Annotated in this window: 18 protein-coding genes, 1 tRNA gene and 1 pseudogene; 8 read left to right on the plus strand and 12 right to left on the minus strand. The window is 64.1% G+C overall.

The features are described 5' to 3' along the window. Positions 1-172: 172 nt before the first annotated feature. Positions 173-346, minus strand: a complete 174-nt coding sequence (locus KZJ38_RS07770; protein WP_219799514.1) for a hypothetical protein — start codon at positions 344-346, stop codon at positions 173-175. Positions 347-500: 154 nt separating this feature from the next. Between KZJ38_RS07770 and KZJ38_RS07775 the strand changes: the two genes are divergently transcribed. Next, the gene (locus tag KZJ38_RS07775; protein ID WP_219799515.1) at positions 501-671 is read left to right on the plus strand and encodes a hypothetical protein; all 171 of its coding nucleotides are present in this window, start codon (positions 501-503) and stop codon (positions 669-671) included. 58 nt (positions 672-729) lie between these two features. Here the strand turns inward: KZJ38_RS07775 and KZJ38_RS07780 are convergent, their stop codons facing one another. The 5 genes from KZJ38_RS07780 to KZJ38_RS07800 form a co-directional block, all read right to left on the minus strand. Then, positions 730-2,112, minus strand: coding sequence for an MATE family efflux transporter (locus KZJ38_RS07780; RefSeq protein WP_219799516.1), 1,383 nt, complete (start codon positions 2,110-2,112; stop codon positions 730-732). A 67-nt stretch (positions 2,113-2,179) separates the two neighbouring features. Further along, the gene (locus KZJ38_RS07785; protein WP_219799517.1) at positions 2,180-2,500 is read right to left on the minus strand and encodes a DUF2288 domain-containing protein; all 321 of its coding nucleotides are present in this window, start codon (positions 2,498-2,500) and stop codon (positions 2,180-2,182) included. 669 nt (positions 2,501-3,169) lie between these two features. Beyond that, positions 3,170-3,493, minus strand: a complete 324-nt coding sequence (locus tag KZJ38_RS07790) for a hypothetical protein (RefSeq protein ID WP_219799518.1) — start codon at positions 3,491-3,493, stop codon at positions 3,170-3,172. 242 nt (positions 3,494-3,735) lie between these two features. Further along, complete coding sequence (locus tag KZJ38_RS07795) at positions 3,736-4,467, minus strand: peptidoglycan DD-metalloendopeptidase family protein (RefSeq protein ID WP_219799519.1); 732 nt, start codon at positions 4,465-4,467, stop codon at positions 3,736-3,738. 314 nt (positions 4,468-4,781) lie between these two features. Continuing rightward, positions 4,782-5,690 carry an aldose epimerase family protein gene (locus KZJ38_RS07800; protein ID WP_219799520.1) on the minus strand — a complete coding sequence of 303 codons (909 nt, stop codon included), beginning with the start codon at positions 5,688-5,690 and terminating at the stop codon, positions 4,782-4,784. 691 nt (positions 5,691-6,381) lie between these two features. On the opposite strand from KZJ38_RS07800, the gene KZJ38_RS07805 reads away from it, so the two are divergent. Together KZJ38_RS07805 and KZJ38_RS07810 are read left to right on the plus strand one after the other, a co-directional pair. Further along, positions 6,382-7,215, plus strand: a complete 834-nt coding sequence (locus tag KZJ38_RS07805; RefSeq protein WP_219799521.1) for an undecaprenyl-diphosphate phosphatase — start codon at positions 6,382-6,384, stop codon at positions 7,213-7,215. Between the two features lie 212 nt (positions 7,216-7,427). Next, a tRNA-Arg gene (locus KZJ38_RS07810) sits at positions 7,428-7,504 on the plus strand. 17 nt (positions 7,505-7,521) lie between these two features. Here the strand turns inward: KZJ38_RS07810 and KZJ38_RS07815 are convergent. Together KZJ38_RS07815 and KZJ38_RS07820 are read right to left on the minus strand one after the other, a co-directional pair. Next, complete coding sequence (locus KZJ38_RS07815; RefSeq protein WP_219799522.1) at positions 7,522-8,340, minus strand: hydroxypyruvate isomerase family protein; 819 nt, start codon at positions 8,338-8,340, stop codon at positions 7,522-7,524. After that, the gene (locus tag KZJ38_RS07820) at positions 8,333-9,232 is read right to left on the minus strand and encodes an alpha/beta fold hydrolase (protein WP_219799523.1); all 900 of its coding nucleotides are present in this window, start codon (positions 9,230-9,232) and stop codon (positions 8,333-8,335) included. Before KZJ38_RS07820 ends, KZJ38_RS07815 begins: the two co-directional genes overlap by 8 nt. 89 nt (positions 9,233-9,321) lie before the next feature. On the opposite strand from KZJ38_RS07820, the gene KZJ38_RS07825 reads away from it, so the two are divergent. Beyond that, entirely contained in the window at positions 9,322-10,269 is a 948-nt protein-coding gene (locus KZJ38_RS07825; RefSeq protein WP_219799524.1) for a LysR family transcriptional regulator, read from the plus strand. 160 nt (positions 10,270-10,429) lie between these two features. On the opposite strand, the pseudogene acpA reads toward KZJ38_RS07825, so the two are convergent. Next, positions 10,430-11,413 (minus strand): annotated as a pseudogene (gene acpA / locus KZJ38_RS07830) (acid phosphatase); the annotation flags it as partial. A 243-nt stretch (positions 11,414-11,656) separates the two neighbouring features. Here acpA and KZJ38_RS07835 point away from each other — a divergent pair. Both KZJ38_RS07835 and KZJ38_RS07840 read left to right on the plus strand, forming a co-directional pair. Beyond that, a complete protein-coding gene (locus KZJ38_RS07835) occupies positions 11,657-12,085 on the plus strand; it encodes a hypothetical protein (protein WP_246641683.1) in 429 nt (142 codons plus the stop codon). Then, the gene (locus KZJ38_RS07840; RefSeq protein WP_219799526.1) at positions 12,082-12,531 is read left to right on the plus strand and encodes an NUDIX hydrolase; all 450 of its coding nucleotides are present in this window, start codon (positions 12,082-12,084) and stop codon (positions 12,529-12,531) included. The genes KZJ38_RS07835 and KZJ38_RS07840 overlap by 4 nt, the downstream gene beginning before the upstream one ends. 72 nt (positions 12,532-12,603) lie before the next feature. Here KZJ38_RS07840 and tnpA read toward each other — a convergent pair whose 3' ends face one another. Further along, positions 12,604-13,032, minus strand: a complete 429-nt coding sequence (tnpA, locus tag KZJ38_RS07845; RefSeq protein ID WP_219797528.1) for an IS200/IS605 family transposase — start codon at positions 13,030-13,032, stop codon at positions 12,604-12,606. Positions 13,033-13,080: 48 nt separating this feature from the next. On the opposite strand from tnpA, the gene KZJ38_RS07850 reads away from it, so the two are divergent. After that, positions 13,081-14,292 carry an RNA-guided endonuclease InsQ/TnpB family protein gene (locus KZJ38_RS07850; protein WP_219797529.1) on the plus strand — a complete coding sequence of 404 codons (1,212 nt, stop codon included), beginning with the start codon at positions 13,081-13,083 and terminating at the stop codon, positions 14,290-14,292. Between the two features lie 51 nt (positions 14,293-14,343). On the opposite strand, the gene KZJ38_RS07855 is transcribed toward KZJ38_RS07850, so the two are convergent. Both KZJ38_RS07855 and KZJ38_RS07860 read right to left on the minus strand, forming a co-directional pair. Continuing rightward, complete coding sequence (locus KZJ38_RS07855) at positions 14,344-15,345, minus strand: transporter substrate-binding domain-containing protein (protein WP_219799527.1); 1,002 nt, start codon at positions 15,343-15,345, stop codon at positions 14,344-14,346. 132 nt (positions 15,346-15,477) lie between these two features. Then, the gene (locus KZJ38_RS07860; protein WP_219799528.1) at positions 15,478-17,211 is read right to left on the minus strand and encodes a glutamine--tRNA ligase/YqeY domain fusion protein; all 1,734 of its coding nucleotides are present in this window, start codon (positions 17,209-17,211) and stop codon (positions 15,478-15,480) included. Positions 17,212-17,997: 786 nt separating this feature from the next. Between KZJ38_RS07860 and KZJ38_RS36440 the strand changes: the two genes are divergently transcribed. Next, positions 17,998-20,325 carry a gamma-glutamyltransferase gene (locus tag KZJ38_RS36440; RefSeq protein WP_246641684.1) on the plus strand — a complete coding sequence of 776 codons (2,328 nt, stop codon included), beginning with the start codon at positions 17,998-18,000 and terminating at the stop codon, positions 20,323-20,325. Positions 20,326-20,332 lie beyond the last annotated feature (7 nt).

The following is a 20,332-nucleotide window of genomic DNA, read 5'->3' on the forward strand; positions in this document are numbered from 1 at the left end:
ATCGGATGGTGCAGCGCGGGGTGGTGCAGTGCGGGGAACGCGTGCGGCGTGCCGGGCAGCAATTGCGCGGCGGACTGTGGGATGGGGACGGCGTCGGTTCGCGCCGCACGTAACGGACGCGCGCGGCGCGAACAGAAAAGGGTAAAAACGAACGCGGCGAACGGCGAACCGCTCAATGCTTGCGATGCATCCAGTCGAGCATGTGATGCTCGGCGAGCCAGTGATGCATCATGCCTTCGCCGTTGTGCTCGCGCCGATAGGTTCTCGATTCGAAAATCGACAGGGCGATCAGCACCAGCAAGCCCACGCCAAGACCCACCAGGCCGGCAATTGATTCGGCATCCATGGCAGCCTCCTCGGGCCATCGTGGCCCTGACTAGCTACTTCTACATAGTAGATCAGATGCGGCGAACTACCGAATGAGCGTGCCGTCGCGTGACGGGCTTTGCGGGTAGACTCTAACCCCGTATGAATGTTTCGAGTCGATCCTACGAATACCCATGAAGCGTACTTTTCTGCTTGCCCTGACACTCTCGGCCCTCGCGGGCTGCGCCGATGATGTGACATTGCATCATCACAAGCCGCCGCAAGACCCGGCGGATTATCACGGCGTGCCGACCGACGACCGGCCGCCGCAGATCATCGAAGCACCGGACGCATCGTCCCAATAAATTCAAGCATCGCGGCACGGTGCGGCGCTCCGATACCGCGCGAGAGAGCCGGCCGCGCTCAGGCAGGCTCGGTTCCGATACCGTGCACGATGCGCGGCACGTAGCGCGCGAGCGTGATGCCGCGCGCCGCCATGAAAACAAGCAAGGCCGCCCACAGTCCGTGATTGCCCCACGCGTGATTGCCCCAGGCGCCGGCAAATGCCCACGAAGCCGCGATGAATACCGCAAGCGATACGACCATCGACATCATCAGTTCGCGCGTGCGCGTCGCGCCGATAAAGACGCCGTCGAGCAGAAAACCCCACACCGAAACGATCGGCGACAACGCGGCCCAGCCGAGATACGTCATCGCGGACTCGCGCACGGCCGGCTGGTCGGTCAACTGTGCGATGACCCAGCCGCCTGCTATCCAGTAGACGAACGAAAACGCGAGTGCGCCGAGCGCCGACCATAGCAGCGTGACCTGCACGGCACGGCGAAACGCGTGCCGGTCGCGCGCGCCGAGCGCCGCGCCGACGAGCGCTTCCGCCGCATGCGCAAAGCCGTCGAGCCCGTACGACATGAAGGTCTGAAAGTTGAGCAGCAGTGCGTTCGCGGCGAGCGTCGCATCGCCTTGTCGCGCGCCCAGATGCGTGAACCACGCGTACGACGACAGCAGGCACAGCGTACGCACGAAAATGTCGCGATTGATCGCAATCAGCCGTTTGAGCGCAGCGCCATCGAACAGCTCGCTGCGCGCAATCGCCGGCAAGCCCTGCGGCCGCATGCGCCACAACAGCCATGCGCCGAACGCGAAGCCGAGCGTATCGGCGGTCGCGGTTGCCGCGCCGATGCCCGCCACACCCCAATCGAAGCGATACACGTAGAGCAGCACGGCCGCAATGTTGACAGTATTGATCAACACCTGCGTGATGAGCGCGATGCGCACACGCTGCGTGCCGAGCAGCCAGCCCAGTACGACGTAGTTCGCGAGCGCGAACGGCGCGGCCCAGATGCGTGCGCCGCAATAGGCGCGCGCATTCTGCTGCACGGCCGCGCTGCCGCCGAGCGCGCGAATCGCGTACTCGATCAGCGGCGTTTGCGCGGCGAGCACGATGGCGCCGATCGCGAATGCGAGCAGCAGCGCACGCACCACGTTGCTTCGCGCGCCCGCGCGGTCGCCCGCGCCGAACGCCTGCGCGACGAGCCCGGTCGTGCCCATGCGCAGAAAGCCGAAACCCCAGAACACGAAGTTGAAGAAGAGTCCGCCGAGCGCGACGCCGCCAAGATACGAGGCGTTGGCCAGATGGCCGGCGACGGCGGTGTCGACTGCGCCGAGAATCGGTTGCGTCAGATTCGCGAGGACGATGGGGAACGCGAGCGCGAGTACGCGTCGATGCCAACGCACCGGCAATGCAGGTGCGCCGGATGAAGAGGGCGTGTCATGTGAGGCGGCGTTCAACTGTCCGACCGTCCTACCCGCGCGCCATTAACGGCGAGTATCTGACCGCGCGCGTTGAGCCGCGTATTCAACCGCGTTCCTGCACACAGACCCAGGGCGACACGACGACCGCCCACAGTTCCGGGTCGCGCGCGGCGAAGTCGGCGGCCGTGTTCGCCTGCACGCGTTCGACAAGCCCGGACGCGAGCCATTGGGTGACCTGTTCGGTTTCGTCGTTTGCGATCGCTTCGGCGACGCTCACAAGGTCGAGATCGCGTGCCACGCGCAACAGCATGCCGCGCGCAAAAAAGCGCTCGAGCTCCGACCAGCCGATCTTTGCGGTTTCGCCGAGCAGCTTGGCGTAAAGCGGACTTTGCGACGGGCTTTGCGGTGTATCGGGGGAGGTCATCGGAATGCGCGGGGAGCGTGTGCAGTGTGAGAATCGAGCGAAGACTTTCGGGCGTTACTATAAACCATCGTCGTCGACTCTTTGGCAAACGCGTGGTCAAACGCGTGTCAACACCGGCCTGCATCCCGTCGCTCGATGAAGTGAGCCGACACGCATCGAATGCTCAGTCGAAACAAAAGCAACGGCTGGGTGCGCTCGCGTACCAAATCGAACATGTCGGTTTAATGACGGATGTTGCGTGCAACGCGTGTCGGCGTCGACCGCGTCGAACAGCGATCGCTCGATGCATACGAATCGAGATGTCCATTTCATGCGGGTCTTCAAGCAACAGGCATTCCGATGAACAAATCCGCGGTCATGCAACGTGAGTTAATTCGGTTTCCAAAGCGAGCGCGGTGCCGTCTATCCGGCTTTCGATCCGTGCGCCGACTCACATTTCTCGATCAATTAATCGATTGCACGCACATAGGGGCGTTGCTAGATTTCGTTTCGGCGCATGGTAAACCGGTCCTTTGCCGATATGCGCCGAACCCCCGTTAGCCCGGCCTCGTGCCGGGCCTTTTTTTGGTTGCGCGCGCATGCATCTTTTCAAAAAACGGGCTTTTTGCAGGGCTTGCGCGATGGCGGCGTGGCCGTCAGCAGGGCGCGCGCTTAGGCGCGCGCGGGACGTCACTGCTTGCAGCGAACCACCATCGAACGATTCTTGACGTTTGCGCCCAAGATGCCGCCGAGCGAGCCGCCCGACGTCGCGCCGTTGTCCACGTCCTTCGAGATCACTTCATAGCCGTAAGCGCCGCACACGTCGCCCGCGCGCTGATAGCATTCCCCCCAGTTCGAACTCGCGTCGCTGCCGCTGCAGTTGATCGCGAAGCCGGTATCGCCGTTCGGCAGATAAGTCATCGTCGTCGAACTCGCGCAGCCGGCAAGCGCCGCCACGACGGAGATCGAAAGGCTCGCTGTGATTGCGCGCGCCGCTGCCAATACGGTTTTCATTCCACGTTCCTCGCTGTTATCCAAAAGTCGATACGGCGGCCTTGCGCCGTATCTGCTGTTCCCTTTTCAATGGAGCCTGCCATGCGGCGCCAGGTTCCCCGGAGCGCGCCACCGTGGCGGGTGCTCGACCGCAGGTGCCCGTCGCCGTTTTCCCGCGCAAGCTGGCGCGGCTCATCCGCGTCCGTCTCGCGCGAACGTTTGCGCGATGCCTTGAAGCACGACGCGCAATGCACATTTAGCCGTCAACGTGGCGGCAAGGAACGCGACGGGTCGATCGAGCGGCCGTCGTAACGAAGCTCGAAATGCAGCATCACGCGGTCATTGTCGGTGTCGCCCATTTCCGCGATCTTCTGGCCTTGCTGCACGGCCTGGCCTTCCTTCACGAGCAGCGCGCGATTGTGCGCGTACGCGGTCAGGTAGTCGGCGTTGTGCTTGATGATCAGCAGATTGCCGTAGCCGCGCAGACCGTTGCCCGCATACACGACGGTGCCCGACGCCGCCGCGACGACCGGCGTACCGGCCGTGTCCGCGATATCGATCCCCTTCGAGTTCTTGCCGTCGAAGCGGCGGACCACCGTGCCGGCCGCAGGCCACACGAGCGAGATCGGCGGCGCGTTCGCGACATTCACCGGCGCCTCGGCTGGCGCGCTGTTCGGCGCGGCAGCGGCGCCGCTTCGACTGCGCGCGCTCGCGGTCGACGTAGTGGCCGACGTCGCAGCCGACGCGGTGCCGGCGGGCGGCGCGACGCGCAGCACCTGACCCACTTCGATCGAATCCGGATTCGGCAGATTGTTCCAGCGCACGATGCTCGACACGGCTTGCCGATTATCGCGCGCGATCTTCGTCAATGTGTCGCCCCGTTCGACGCGGTAAAACCCCGGCCCCACCGGAGCGGAGCCACATGCGGCCAGCACTGCGACTACCGCCGCGACCAAAGGTGCGCAGGCGAGTCGTCTCATTTTTGTTGTCAACATTGGACCTCGCAAAACCGCCGCCGCGCGGTGGCCGACGATGCCGGCTTACGTCGATGCCGGAATGGTTGGCGCGCTTATGTCGTACGAACACGCGGCAAAAAGAAAACGCTCGATTCTAACGGTTTTGCACCGCAGCACAGAAAAATCGGCGCCGCGCGGCGGTTTCATCCGTCGCGCGCATGCGCCCGGTTCGCGGCAGTTCGCTTCAGTGCGGTTGGTGCGCTTAGTGCGCTTAGTGCGCTTAGTGCGCTTAGTGCGCTTGGGTGCGCTTAACGCGGTTCAGTTCAGTGAATACTGCGGAGTCGTCACCGCGATTACGGTAACGCGCCAACCGAGATTCGCAGCGCCGCGGTTTCCGCTTCGCCCGGTTCGAGCCAGCGCAAACCTTCTTCGTTGTGAATCGCATCGGGCAGGCCGAGCCACGGCTCGACGCAATAGAAGTCCGACTCCGGCTTTTCGGTCCACGTGGTGACGGCGAACCAGGGCACCGAACCCGGACGCTGCAGATCGATCGTGATGCTGCGATTCAATCCGAGCTGAACCAGACGCACCGGATGCGCGGCCGCGCCCTTCAGACAGTGGAAGCGATCGAGGATACGGTCTTCGTCGAGCCGGTAGCTCGGCTCGCCGGGCTCGGGCGCCGCGAGCGAGCCGTCCGGCAACTGATAGCGCGTTTCGGTGCACGGCAGTTCGAGCACCGTCTCATTGCGCTGCGTATGCGGTAGCGCGAAGTAGAAGTGATGGCCGGCGTAGTACGGCAGGGCGGTGTCGCCGGTGTTCGACGTGGTCAGCTCGACGTCGAGCGTGTGCGTATCGACGAGCCGGTACGTCGCGTCGAAGCGGAAGCCGAACGGGTAGCCGGTGCGCGTTGCTTCGCTATCGGTAAGCGTCATGCGCACGGTTGCGCGCGCTTCGTCGAGCGCCGCGTCGAACGCCATATCGCGCGCGAAGCCGTGCATCGGCAACGCGCGCACCGTGCCTTGCCGGTCGCGCCATTCGCCGATGCGCCCGTCGACGAAATGACGGCCGAGGAACGGAAACAGCAACGGGTTGCCGCCGCGGATTTTCGCGGGATGGCTCCAGTCCGCATGGTCGGGCCAGAAAATGACGGGGCTGCCGTCGATCTCCCAAGACAGCAGCCGGCCGCCGGCTTGTGGCGCAAAGCGCAGCCGCGACGGGCCTTGTGCGATCTCGAGGATGTCCTGTTGCTGGAATTGAGGCATGGTCGGTGCGATGTCAAAGCGGTTGATCAAACGTCAAGCGTAGCTCAGCAAGCGACACTCCGTGCGGCTCACGCGCTGTGCGCGATGCCGCCGCGTTGCCGGCTGTCCGCCGCTCGGGGTGTCCGGGGGTGCGGCTGGTTGCCGCTGATTGTGCGCCGCTTTGCGCTACGGGGAAACCCTTTGTCGGGAAATTGCGAGTGTCGTCGAACAGTCGCACGCATCGATAATCTGTACGAAGGCCCGGTTAACCTGATCCGGAGATCGGGCTCATCGTTTTCGGAGGCGCTATGGATCTCGCAATGGCAATGGGCGTGGCACTGCTCGGGATGTTCGCGGGCAGTACGATTTATTTTTTCCACAAAGTGACACGCTAAAACGGGGCGTCGAGATCCGCGAAGCCGGACGCGTTGCGTATCCGGTCTAGCGTCCTCTCTGTGCAGGCCCGCCTTGAACGGCGGGCCTTTTTGCTTTCATGGTTGAAAGTTTGCGCGCGGCGCGAGCGGCCGGGCCGTTGGTCGCAATTAAAAAACTGCGTGAATCTGCGCCGCAGTGCGGAAAAAAATTGGTGAAAAAATCGCCGGGCGCTTGGCGGGTACGCATCGTCCAGGCATAATCGACGCGCCTCCAGATCGCCGGAAATCTACGCCCGGCGCGCTGTCTCCCAATCTCTTTCTTCCGTGAGGGCCGTCGCGTGAGCCTGTCGTTTCTGATTTTTCTGAGCGTGCTGCAGGGCGTCACCGAACTCTTTCCAGTTAGCAGCCTTGGTCATACGCTGCTCGTGCCCGCGTTGTTCGGTATGCACATCGACAAGCACGCGCCGCAATTGCTGCCGTTCCTCGTCGCGCTGCATCTGGGCACCGCGTTTGCATTGCTCTGGTATTTCCGCGCGCGCTGGATCGCGCTGATCGGCGGCTTCTTCGCGTCGCTAGGCGGACGGCGCAACGAAGACGGCCACATGATGTGGGCGCTGATTATCGGCACGATTCCGGCCGGCATCGTCGGCCTGTTGCTCGAGAAGCGTCTCGAACGTGTGTTCCACGACTTGCGTATCGTGGCGATCGCGTTGATCGTCAATGGCATCCTGCTGTGGCTCGGTGATCGTCTGCAGCGCTCGCGCGCGCATCGTCCCCCGGAGAAACTCACGTTCAAGCAGGCGTTTTTCGTCGGCCTCGCACAGGTCGGCGCGCTGATCCCGGGCTTCTCGCGCAGCGGCCTCACGATGATCGCGGGCAATGCGGCGGGGCTCACATCGGAGAAGGCCGCCGAATTCGCGTTTCTGCTCGGCACGCCGATTATCTTCGCCGCGGGTCTGCTCGAAGTGCCGAAGCTCTTCCATGCGCCGGAGCAGCTTGGCGACGCGGTGCTCGGCGGCGTGCTGACCGCAATTGCGGCTTATCTGAGCGTGCGCTTTCTGATGCGTTATTTCGAAGGGCGTGGGCGGCTGGCGTCGTTTGGCGTGTACTGCGTGATCGCGGGTCTCGTTTGTCTCGGCTGGTTCATCACGCATCCGCAGCCGGTGGTTTGACGCGGTGGTGCGACTGGCTGGCGGCGCTCTGTAGCGCGCCGCGCACACCGCCAGCGCCTCGCGCTCGGGTAGAATGCCGGCTCGCCCGCAATGGGCGAGCCCGAGGCGGCGATGATTGGTTCGTGGGGTGAATTCGCGGAGAATTCCTCCCGCCGCGTTCGGTCACAGGTGAAATGAGCGGTGCATTGGTGTAGCATCACCGCTCTTTCGTGGCGGCAGTAGCTCAGCTGGATAGAGCATCGGCCTTCTAAGCCGAGGGGCGGGGGTTCGAGTCCCTCCTGCCGCGCCAATCGCTTTTCATCCGCCTTATTCATCCTCGCTTTTCATCCACCCGAGCCCCGCTTCCGTCGCACCCGCCGGGAAGTACTCGGCGCCGATCCATCCTGTCCAGCCAGCTTTCTGCAGCGCTTCGAACACCTTCGCAAAGTTGATCTCGCCGGTGCCGGGTTCATGCCGCCCCGGCACATCCGCGATCTGCACGTGCGCCGCATACGGCAGGCTCGTCAACATCCGTTCGATCAGATTTCCCTCACCACGCTGCACATGAAACAGATCGAGCATGATTTTCAGGTTCGGACGTTTCAGCGTATCGATCAGCGCAATCGCCTGCTGCTGTCTCGTCAGAAGGTACGCGGGGCGGTCGACGGCATTGAGCGGCTCGATCATTACCGTCAGCGCATATTGCGCGGCGATCCGACAGGCTTCGTCGATATTCGCCTGATAGGTGTCCCATGCCACTGCGTGCGACGCCGATGCGTCGATCATGCCCGCCATCACATGAACATTCGGACACCCGATCACCTGCGCGTACTCGAACGCTTCGTGCAGCGATTCGATAAACGCACCGCGCCGGCCCGGATCGGCGGCAAGCCCCCAGTCGCCTGCATTCACATTGCCTGCCTCGGTGTTGATGCCGATCATGGGCACGCCGTGCTCGCGCAGCGTGTCGCGCAATTGGGCGGGCGGAACGTTATACGGGAACCACATTTCGACGGCGCTAAAGCCGGCCGTGCGCGCGGCGGCGATCCGGTCGGCAAGTGGGCGATCCTGGAACAGCGTCGACAGATTGGCGGAGAACTTGAACATATTCGGAAGAGGCGTATTGCGGTGACGGAGTTCAGACATCCAGAAACTTGAGGATTTCGGACGCGACGGCTTGCGGCGCCTCACGCTGGGGAAAATGGCCGACGCCGTCGAGCACGACGCGTTCGTAGCGGCCGGTGAAGAACCGCTCGCGGCCGGCCGACGACGCGGGATCATTGCACAGATCGGCGCCGCCGTGCAGCACCAGCGTCGGCACGGCGAGCACCGGCGCGGGCTTGAGCTGCGCTTCGTCCGCGGCATACGCGGGGTCGCCTTCAACGAAGGCCCAGCGATGGCGGTACGAATGCACGACCACTTGCGCCCAGTCCGGGCCGTCGAATGCGCGACACGCTTCATCGAAGACGTCTTCGGTGTACCAGCCGGCCGGCGACCACGTGTCCCACATCAGCCGCGTGAACGCGCGCCGGTCACGCTCGACCGCATCCTGTCCGCGTGGCGTCGCCATAAACCAGTGGTACCAGTAGTTGCGCACCTGCTGCAGCGGAATGATTTGCGCCGGATCGTTGGTGCCGTAACCGACCGACAGCATCACGAGATGCGACGCCGCGCTCCGGTCGAGTCCGCACGCATTGCCCACCGCGCGAGCACCCCAGTCGTGTCCAATCAGCACAGGTTGCGAAAGCTGCAACGCGCCGCAGAAATCGAGCAGATCGCGGCCAAGTGCGGCGAGCTGGCCGCTGCGCGGCGTCGACGCATCGCGAAAGCGTGTGGGCGCAAAGCCGCGCAGCGCGGGCGCGAGCACGCGATAACCCGCTGCGGCAAGCGCCGGCGCAACGCCGGACCAGCATTGCGGGCTATCGGGCCAGCCGTGCATCAGCACCGCCGTGCGTTCGCCTTGCGGATTCCATTCGAGGTAAGCGATGTCGAGCGACGGTGTGCTCGCAAACTGGTAGTCGGTTCGGTGATCAGTCATTGCGCGCTCCCAGGGGCAGTTGTTCCTCTCATCGTAGATCAGAGATAAAATTCAATTCGTGATGAATATGTAGATATTATTCGCAAATTATGCAGAAAGCCCCAGCTATCGAGTCTGTCGAATCCACCGAAACCGGCCCGGCCGCTGCGTCGGCATCGCTCGACATCGTGCTGTTGCGCACGTTCCTGCAAGTCGTCGACGCCGGTGGGTTCGCGCTTGCCGGCGAGCAGCTCGCGCTCACGCCGTCGGCGGTGAGCGGTCATATCAGGCGGCTCGAGGAAAGCGCCGGCGCCAGGCTGCTGGCGCGCACCACGCGGCGTCTCGAGCTCACCCCGGCGGGCGAGACGCTGTACATCTACGCACGCAATATCGTCGATCTCGAGCGCGAAGCACGGGCCAGGCTGCATGGCCACGCGATGCACGGCCGGCTGCGCGTCGGCGCGTCCGAAGATTTCGCCGGCACCTGGCTGCCTCGCGTGCTGCAGACATTTCGCCGCTGGCATCCGGACGCGGCAATCGAACTGAAGGTCGGCATCACGGCTGATCTATTGCGTCAGCAGGGGCGCGGCAAACTCGATGTCGTGTTCGGCAAGCAATGCGCGCGCATCAGCGATGACATCGGCGACGAAGGCGAGTTGTTGTGGGAAGAGCCGTTGGTCTGGGCCTACTCGGCCGTATCGGCGCTCGAGGCCGATGCACCGGTGCCGCTGGCGGTGTTTCCGGACCCGTGCGTGTATCGCGAGTCGGCGCTTGCCGCGCTCGCCGCGAGTGGACGACCGTGGCGTATCGCCTTCGAGAGCGGCAGCATGGCCGGCTGCGTCGCCGCGGCGCTGGCCGGCTTCGCGGTCGCGCCGATTGCGCGCAGCCAGTTGCGCGACGGTCTGCGGGAACTGGGTGTGGCGGACGGGTTGCCCGAGTTGCCGGATGCGCAGTTCTACGCGTTTGCGCGCAAGGTCGCGCCCGCGGTCACCGCACTCGTCGAGGCCGTGCGCGAGCTTGGCGCGCGAAACCGCTTTGCGAGCGTCGCGTTGCGATGACGCGTCGGTCGCGCCGGTGGCGTTGCAGGCTTCGTTGGGCACAAAAAGCAAAAAAGGGCAGCCGAAGCTGCCCAAAAAACGCGCTTGCTGGTGGAACCCCCCTCCCGCAATGCGCTACTGCGTACCCTGACCTTGAAGGCGTGACAGGACTCGCGGCTAGTTACTTTTGCGTGTAATCGAGCGCGTTCGTCAGGTCGCCCATTGCCTGGCCGCCTGCGGCGACGAGCGCGTTATCGCGGTTCGTCAGGCCCGGCAGTTTCGGCAGCGAGAAGCGGCGCGTGATAAAGCGCAGGATCGACGTGGTGTCGTACTGCGTATGGTCGACGAAGCCCTTCTTCGCGAACGGCGACACGATCAGCGCCGGAATGCGCGAACCCGGACCCCAGCGGTCGCCCTTCGGCGGCGCGACGTGATCCCAGAAGCCGCCGTTCTCGTCGTATGTGACGACCACGACCATGTTCTTCCACTGCGGGCTCGCCTGCAGGTGCGCGATCACGTCGGCGATATGCTGGTCGCCCTGCTTGACATCGGTATAGCCCGGGTGCTCGTTCAGGTTGCCCTGCGGCTTGTAGAACGCGACTTGCGGCAGCGTGCCCGCGTCGATCGCCTTGATGAACTCGCTGCCGTTCAGGCCGCCGTCGAGCAAGTGCTGCGCGCGGTTCGGCGTGCCCGGTGCGAGGTCGGCGAAGTAGTTGAGCGGCTGGTGGTGCGTCTGGAAGTTCGGCGAACTGAGGTTCGGGCCGGCGATCACGCCGCTCGTGCCGGTCTGCCGCGCCGTGAGCGCTGCGCCCCACGCACCGCTGTACCACGCCCACGTCACGTTGGCTGTGTTCAGCAGGTCGCCGATATGCTGCTGCGTCTGCGGCGGCAGCGTCGAGTTCACGCTCGGATCGGACAGGTTCTGGTCGCCGCCCGCCGGAGGCGCGTTGGTGCTCGGCTGATACGCCGGCTGCATCGTATTGACCGCGAAGAAGTCCGGCGTCAGCGCGAGATCCTTCGCGAACTTCGGCGGGCCGATCAATGCCGACGTGGGCGAATCGCTGGCGAGCGTCAGCGTGACGCCGTCTGCGTTGACCTGCGAGATGTTGTTGGCCGCCGGGCTCGTATTCGCGTTCGGATAGATCGGCGTGCATGCGCAAACGAGCCGGACGCGCAGCATTGAAAAAACGGCGTGCGCGGCCTGCGCGCATCGATGATGCCGCGCGCGGCCCGCTCGCGAATCGCGATTTCGCGAGCTTTGTGAGATCGGCGGCATCGCGTGCGTGCTATTCTTTTCAGGTCCAGATCGAAGACACGCCGCTTATCGGCCGGCTCCCACGGATGAGCCTCGACAGGCCCATCCGCCAAGGCTGGCCACGCCCCTGACCTTGCACGGAGATCCAGCAAAATGCCGATACGAAACCGGACTTCGCTTCAACTGCGTCACTTCCGCCACCTGAGCCACCTGAGTCACCTGACGATCGGCGCTGTGCTCGTCGCGGGCTCGCTTGCCGCGCACGCGGCGAACCTCGGCTTTCTGAACGACACGCCGATCAGCTATATGAAGCAGCGCGACATCGATTCGCTGCGCTCCGCCGCCTTCAGTGTGCTCGACAAGAAGCCGGACGGCGAATCGGCTACGTGGAACAACGAAGGCACCGGCAATGGCGTGAAGATCGACGCGCAACTCACGCCCGTCGATACCGCGAAAGACGGCGCCAACACGTGCCGCACGGTGCGCGTGGTGCTCAACGCGAAAGGGCAGTCGGTGAATCTGGGGCCGCGCTTCTGCCGTCAGGGCAACAGCGGACGCTGGATTCTGCAGAAGAAGAATTGAACGAGCGCATCGTTTCATGCGGCGTCGTGCTGCTCACGCCCGACGGTCGCGTGTTGCTCGCGCACGCGACCGGCACCAGTCATTGGGACATCCCGAAGGGGCACGGTGAGGCCGGTGAAGCGCCCGCCGTCACAGCATTGCGCGAACTCGTCGAGGAGACCAACATCACGCTCGGCGTCGAGCGGCTCAAGGATCTCGGCCGCTTCGTCTACCGGCGCGATAAAGATTTGCATCTGTTCGCCGCGCGGGCGCGCCCGAACGAACTCGATCTGACATCGTGCACATGCACGTCGCTGTTTCCGCGCCGCTCGGACGGCGTGATGATTCCGGAGATGGATGCGTACCGCTGGTGCCGCCCCGACGAAGTGGAGCGGTATGCAAGCCGCAGTCTGACGCGGCTGTTCCAAACGACCTTATCGCTGGCGGAACTGCATCAGACGCTTTGAGCAAGTGCGCGGCAACCCTCTCCCTTCAGGGAGGAAGGATAGCGGGGACGCCAGCGGCGTCCTTCCAGGGCCTTAGTGCGGCGTCTGCTGCTGCTCGATGTAGCGGCGTATCACGTCGATTGGAGCGCCGCCGCACGAGCCCGCAAAATAGGACGGCGACCATAGCGCACCGCCCCACAGCTTGCGCCGGATGCCCGGATAGTTCTTCTGGCGAATCATCCGGCTCGAAACACCCTTCAGGCTATTCACGAGCGCCGAAACGGCGACCTTCGGCGGATAGTTTACGAGCAGATGCACGTGGTCGTGCTCGCCGTCGAACTCAACGAGTTCCGCTTCGAAGTCGCGGCAGACGTTCGCGAAGATCACGCGCAGTTCATCGATCACTTCGCCAGTGAAGACCCCGCGACGGTATTTCGTAACGAAGACCAAATGCACGTGCATCATAAAGACGCAATGCCTTCCATGCCTCAAGTCGGGGTCCGTGCTGCGTGGACGGCCCATGATTTCCCCTTGCGGTAGTTTCAAAGGCCAAAATATACTACGGCCACCATGCAACGACTCCAGGCCTTCCGATTCGAACTCATGCCGACCGGCGAGCAGGCGCGCAAGATGCGCCAGTTCTCGGGCGCGTGCCGGTTCGTCTATAACAAGGCGCTGGCGTTGCAGCAGGAAAATCACAAGGCTGGCGGGAAGTTCATCGGCGGCTTTGCGATGAAGAAGCGCTTCACCGAATGGCGCAGCAGTGCGCAGACGCCGTGGCTTTCGGATGCGCCCCGCCATCCCTGCGACGAGGCAATACTCGCGCTCGACCGCGCCTTCAAAAACTTCTTCGAAGGCCGCATGTCGTACCCGCGTTTCAAGCGCAAGGGTCAGCGCGACGGCTTCACGTACCCCGACAGGAAACAGATCAGGCTCGACCGCGAGAACGGCCGCGTATTCATGCCGAAGCTCGGATACGTGCGATACCGCAGCAGCCGCGACGTGCCCGGCGAAGTCCGCAGCGCGACCGTATCGCTGCGCGCGGGCAAGTGGTACGTGTCCATCCTCACGGCGCGCGAGGTAGATGCGCCGGTTCCGCAAGGCCCGGCAGTCGGTATCGACGTGGGCGTGGCGCGCTTCGCCACCATGAGCGACGGCACGTATATCGCGCCGCTCGCCAGCTTCAGGAAACACGAGCAGAGGCTCGCGAAGCATCAGCGCCGCATGGCCCGAAAGGTCAAAGGCAGCAGCAACTGGAAGAAAGCGAAGTCCCGCATTCAGCGCATCCATGCGCGCATCGTGGACGCTCGCGCAGACTTTCTGCACAAGGCTTCGAACAGCATCAGCAAAAACCACGCAATGATCGCCGTCGAAGACCTGAAAGTCCGCAACATGACGAAGTCGGCCAGTGGCACGGTCGCAGCGCCGGGGCGCAATGTCCGCGCGAAGTCGGGGCTCAACAGGTCCATCCTGGATCAGGGATGGGGCGAGTTCCGTCGCCAGCTGGAATATAAGACGGCGTGGCGCGGCGGCTATTTCGTCGCCGTAGACCCGAAGAACACGAGCAGGACGTGCCCATGCTGCGGCCATATCTCGGCCGGGAATCGCAAGACACAGGCGCTTTTCGCCTGTATCAGGTGCGGGCACGAAGCGAATGCCGACCACGTCGGCGCACTCAACGTTTTAGCGGCAGGACATGCCGTCATTGCCTGTGGAGGGATGGCGCAGTCGGGCCGCCCGTCGAAGCAGGAGCCCACCGAAGCGCAAGCCCTCGCGGCCTAAGCGCAGTAGGAATGCTCGGCCTTCAGGCCGGGGAGGATGTCAACGAGCGACCTAGTCGAGCGCCTTATCGTTCGGATGCGCGAACAGCGCGCGCATTTCCTGCGACAGCGGGTAATTGAGGTTGATCCCATGCGGCGGAATCGGCTGCGTGAACCACACGTTGTAAAGCCGCTCCGCTTCGCCCGACGTCTGCATCCGCGAGATCACACCGTTGACGAGGTCGCGAAACGGCGCGTCGCCTTTGCGGAACATGCAGGCATAGCTCTCATAGCCAAGCGGCGTGCCGGTCACGATAAAGTCGTCGGGGCGCGGGTCGGTTGCGCGAAAGCCGTACAGAATCGGCTCGTCCATCACGAATGCCACCGCACGGTCGGACTTGATTGCGGCGAATGCGTCCGAATGGTCCTTCACGCTCGCGATGCGCATGTTCAACTGTTTCTCGATGTTCAACTGCCGCACGAGCCGCTCGTCCGACGTGCCCGCGGTCGTCACAACAGGCTTGCCCGCGAGGTCGGGGAAATCGGTGATGCCCGCGTTCTTGCGGGCGAGCATTCGCACCGCGTACTGAAAGAAGCTGTTCGAAAACGCGGCGACGTTCTCGCGATCGCGCGTGTGCGTGGTCGAGCCGCACTCCAGGTCGATCTGATTGTTGACAAGCATCAGGAAGCGGTTGGCCGACGTGATGGACACTTCGCGCACGCGCAGATTCGGCAGGCCGAGCGTCTTGCGTATTTCGTCGACAATCGCGAGCGCGATCGTTTGCGAATAGCCGACTGTGCGGCTGCCATCGGAGTACGAAAACGGAATCGACGCTTCGCGCACGCCGAGCACGACCACGCCTTCGTCGCGAATCTTCTTGAGCGTGCCGGAGAGTTCTTCCGCGCGCGCCGACGATGCGCCCGATGCAGCGGCGGCCGGGGTGGATGCGTAGGCGGCCGCGCCTGTCGCGAGCAATGCGGTAAATGTTGCGAGTGTCGCGAATGTTGCGAATGTCACAGCAGGCCGCGCGATCGCGGCAAGTGCGATACGCCAGTCTCGAAGTGCAGCGTTCATCAATCGTTTCCCCCGGGCTGGCGTTACCGCCGGCCGCACTGTCACCCTCGAAGGACCGCTGTTATCGGTGACCTCAGTGATCACCGGGTGGTCAACCCGAATGATCACCCCGCGATGAACCGCGTTTCTGCGTTACGTCGGCTTGCCCCAACTGTCGCGCAGACTGACGATGCGATTGAATACGGGTTTGCCCGGCTTCGTGTCGTAACGGTCGGCGACGAAGTAGCCATGGCGTTCGAACTGATAGCGTTGCTCAGGCGCCGCGTTGCGCGCGTCAGGTTCGACGTAGGCCTGCGCGATCCGCTTCGAATCCGGATTCAGCGCTTCGAGGAAATCGCGGCCGCCTGCGTCGGGCTGCGCTTCCTTGAAGAGGCGGTCGTAAAGACGTACTTCCGCGGGACACGCGCCGGCCGCGCTGAGCCAGTGAATCGTGCCCTTCACCTTGTAGCTGTTTGCGCCTTCGGTGCCCGAGCGGCTATCGGGGAAGTAGTTGCAATGCACCGCGACGATATTGCCGTTTTCGTCTTTGTCGGCACCCGTGCATTCGACAACATAACCGTATTTCAGACGCACCTTGTTGCCCGGAAACAACCGGAAGTAGCCCTTCGGCGGCGTCTCGTTGAAGTCCTCACGCTCGATCCACAGTTCGCGCGAGAACGGGAACGTGCGCGTGCCGCGCTCCGGATGATGCGGGTGAACGGGCGCGCTGCATTCCTCGGTCGTGCCTTCGGGGTAGTTGTCGATGATGAGCTTCAACGGGTCGAGCACCGCGGTCGCGCGCGGCGCTTTCTCGTCGAGATCGTCGCGCAGCGCGCCTTCGAACACGCTCATATCGATCCACGAGTCGACCTTTGTCACGCCGATGCGATCGCACAGCAGCTGGATCGATTCAGCCGTGAAGCCGCGCCGCCGCAAACCGACCACGGTCGGCATGCGCGGATCGTCCCAGCCGTCGACATGGCCTTCGGTCACGAGCTGCAGCAGCTTGCGCTTGCTCGTGATCGCGTACGTGAGATTCAGGCGCGAGAATTCGATTTGCTGCGGCAGCGGCCGCGTGAACACGCCGGCGGCGGCGAGTTCGTCGAGAATCCAGTCGTACAGCGGCCGGTGGTCTTCGAATTCGAGCGTGCACAGCGAATGCGTGATGTTCTCGAGCGCATCCGAAATGCAGTGCGTGTAGTCGTACATCGGATACACGCACCAGGTGTCGCCGGTGCGGTAGTGATGCGCGAAGCGGATGCGGTACAGCACCGGGTCGCGCATATTGAAGTTCGGCGACGCCATGTCGATCTTCGCGCGCAGCACGTGCTCGCCTTCCTTGAACTCGCCGGCCTTCATGCGGCGGAACAGGTCAAGGTTCTCTTCGACAGAGCGCTCGCGATACGGAGACGGCGTGCCCGGCTCGGTGGCCGAGCCGCGATTCGCGCGCATTGCTTCGGCGGACTGGCTATCCACATAGGCCTTGCCGCGCTCGATCAGCAGTTCGGCGAACGCGTAGAGCTTGTCGTAGTAGTCGCTCGCGAAGTACAGGTGCTCGTTGTCGTCCTTCTTCCATTCGAAGCCGAGCCATTGCACCGCGTCGATAATCGATTCGACGTACTCGAAGCTTTCTTTTTCGGGGTTCGTATCGTCGAAGCGCAAGTGGCAGACGCCGCCGTAGCTGCGCGCGATGCCGAAATTCAGACAGATGCTCTTCGCGTGGCCGATGTGCAGATAGCCGTTCGGCTCGGGCGGGAAGCGCGTTTCCACGCGTTGCACCCACTTACCGGAGCGGTTGTCCTCGTCGATGATGTTGCGGATGAAGTTGGCGGCGGGCGCGGCGGCGGATGCGTCGCCGGGCTCGCTGTGCTTGCGTTCTGTACTCATGCGAATGGGAGAGAGTGACGAGGGCGCGTGCTGCTCCCTCTAATCCGACAATTCTACCTGACGGCATTGTGAGGTACAGCGCTTTGACGCGGTCACGCGCCGGCGGGAGCGGCGCGCGGCGCGGCAATCCGCGAGGGCGGCGTCCGAGGCGGGGCCGGCGGCCGGGCATGAGGGGAGCCGAAAGGCGCTGTAACAGGACGTAAATCGGTTTGGACCGCGGCCGCGGGCGCCGGTAGCATGCCGCGAGCGGCGAAGTGGGTCCGGTGTCCGAAGTGATCCGCCGGAACTCGGTGTGGACGCAAGGTGTCCGCGCTTCGCCAGGTTCGCCGATGCTTCGCCGCGGCGCCGCGGGCGGTTCGCGCGGCACGCTATCTTCGCGGGTCGCAAAGCGGACGTATTGCGCGAATTTAGCGCGGACGCAATGCGCGGAGAGACGTGCGGATGCGGCGCTATAGGCGCGGGCAGACTCACGGACGGCATGCGCGAGCGGATTCACCGAGGAATCTGCCCGTCAACGCGCGAACGGTTGCGCGGAAGGACTCGCCGGCATACCGACGAACGTTCATGCGGTCAGCTTCGCTGATCAGGCGTTCGGCCGTGTTCTGCATCGAGGCCTCGCGGCTCATGCGCCGATGGGGCGATGGGCCGATGGGCCGATGGGGCGGATAGGCCGATGAGTCGATGGGCCGATAGGCCGATGGGTCGACGCCCCGCGCGGTGTGCAACACTTTCCGTGTTCGCTTTGCCGGCATCCAGCCGGCGCTCATTTTTTCCGGAGTACCCTGAATGCCTCCTACGACGCTCGATGCGCGCGTTGCGCGTCACGCCCTTTCAGGCAATAGGGCTGACAACACGGGAACCAGCGCGAGAGCGAGCGGCCAACGCGCTCGCAAGACCTTGCATGCGGCGGCGCTCGCGGCGCTGCTCGGTGTGCTGGCCACCTGCGTGGTACCGGTCGACGCGAAGACCGCGCCGGCAAAAAACGTGTTCGACGCATCGGCGGTCGCGACCCCCGATCGCTACAGCGCGGACACTGCGCAGCAGATCTTCGCGCAGGGCGGCAATGCGGTCGATGCCGCGGTCGCCATCGCGTTCACGCTTGCCGTCACGCGTCCCGATGCGGGAAACCTCGGCGGCGGCGGATTCATGACGCTGCAGATCGACGGCAAGCCGTACTTTCTCGACTACAGCGCGCAGGCGCCGCAGCGCGCGACGCGCGACATGTACGTCGACGATAAGGGCAACGTCGTCAAGAACATGAGCTCGATCGGCTTTCGGGCAGCGGGCGTGCCGGGGACGGTCGAAGGTTTGTGGGAAGCACAGAAGCGCTTCGGCAAGCTGAAGTGGAAGCAGGTGCTCGCGCCGGCGATCCGCTACGCGACCGACGGTTTCGTCGTTGACGCGTCGCTGCAGAAGCGCCGCGACGATGCGGCGGCGAAGTTCGCGGGCAAGACCAACTTCAATGCGTACTTCGCGGGCCTGAAGAGCGGCGCGACGTTTCGTCAGCCGGAGCTCGCGCAGACACTCGGGCGCATCGCCGACGACGGCGGCCGCGAGTTCTACGAAGGACAGACCGCCGAGCTGATCGCGAAGCAGATGTATGGTCACGGGATGATTTCGAAGACCGATCTCACCCAGTACAAGGCGCTGTGGCGCGACCCGCTCGCGGCGGACTGGAACGGTTACCGGATCGTCACCGCACCGCCGCCGAGCTCGGGCGGCATTGCGTTGATCCAGCTGCTGAAGATGAAAGCGGACCTGAAGCCGCAGTTCGCCGGGGTCGAGCTGAATTCGGCTCCGTATATCCAGCTGGTCTCGCAGATGGAAGACCGCGTGTTCGCGGACCGCACGAAGTACGCGGCGGATCCGGATGCGACGCCGGTGCCGGTCGGCAAGCTCACCGACGATGCGTATCTCGCGCAGCGCGCGGGCGAGGTGAAGGAGTTGTGGGCACAGCAGAAGGCCGCGGAGGAAAAGGCGGCGCGCGAGAAGGAAGAGCAGGAGAAGGCGGCGCGCGAGAAAGCGGAACAGGAAAAGGCGGCGCAGGAAAAAGCCGCTCAGGAAAAAGCGGAGCAGGAGAAGGCGCAGCAGGCAGCGGCACAGGCTAGCGGTGCGGCGGCGAGTGGCGCGAGTGGCGTGCAGGGGAGTGCGGCGGCGCCGGCGGGTGCAAGTCAGCCGGGTGTCGATCAAGCGGGCGCGGGGCAGTCGAACACGGCGGTGCAACCCAGCGCAGGGCAATCGAACCCGGGGCAGCCGAACGCAACGCAGTCAGGCACGGGGCAGGCGAACGCAGGGCAGTCGAATTCGAATCAAGCGGGCGTGGCTTCATCGAGCAGCGGCCAGCCGAACGCGAATCAGCCGGGTGCTGCTTCGTCTACCTCAGGCCACGCAAATGCCGTGGCGGCGAGCGCATCGGGCGCACCTCAAGCAAACGCACCTCAGCCGCAACCGGCTCAGGCGAAGCCTGCACAGCCGGCGCAAGCGCAGCCTGACGGCGCCGCGGCGTCGACCAACTCCGCCTCCGGCGACACGTCGCCAGCGGAGAAGCCTCAGACGACGCATTTTTCAGTCGTCGACAAATGGGGCAACGCGGTATCGAACACGTACACGCTGAGCGGCTCGTTCGGGTCGGGTGTCGTGGTCGACGGCGGCGGGTTCCTGCTCAATGATGCGATGGACGATTTCGTCGCGAAGCCCGGTGCCGGCATGGACGAAGCGAACACGATCGCGCCGGGCCGCCGGCCCGTGTCGTCGATGACGCCGACGATCGTGCTGAAGGACGGCAAGGTCGCGCTCGTGATCGGCACGCCGGGCGGCTCGCGCATCTTTACGACGATCTTCCAGGTCATGGCCGATCTGTACGACTTCGGCATGCCGCCGGCGAACGCACTGGCCGCGATGCGGTTTCATCATCAGGCATTGCCGCCAAAGGCGATCTATTGGGAGCCGTACCATCCGATCACCGGCGATCTCGCGCAGCAACTGCAAAAGCTCGGTTACACGCCGGAAGGGCAGGACTTCAACGGCGATGTGCAGATGATCAGGATCGACGGTACGACGCCGCAGCCGGCGGCGGACCCACGCGGCGTGGGTGTCGCGCGCGTGTTTCCGTAGCCGGTGA

It is taken from the genome of Paraburkholderia edwinii (assembly GCF_019428685.1).
In the GTDB taxonomy this organism is placed as follows: domain Bacteria; phylum Pseudomonadota; class Gammaproteobacteria; order Burkholderiales; family Burkholderiaceae; genus Paraburkholderia; species Paraburkholderia edwinii.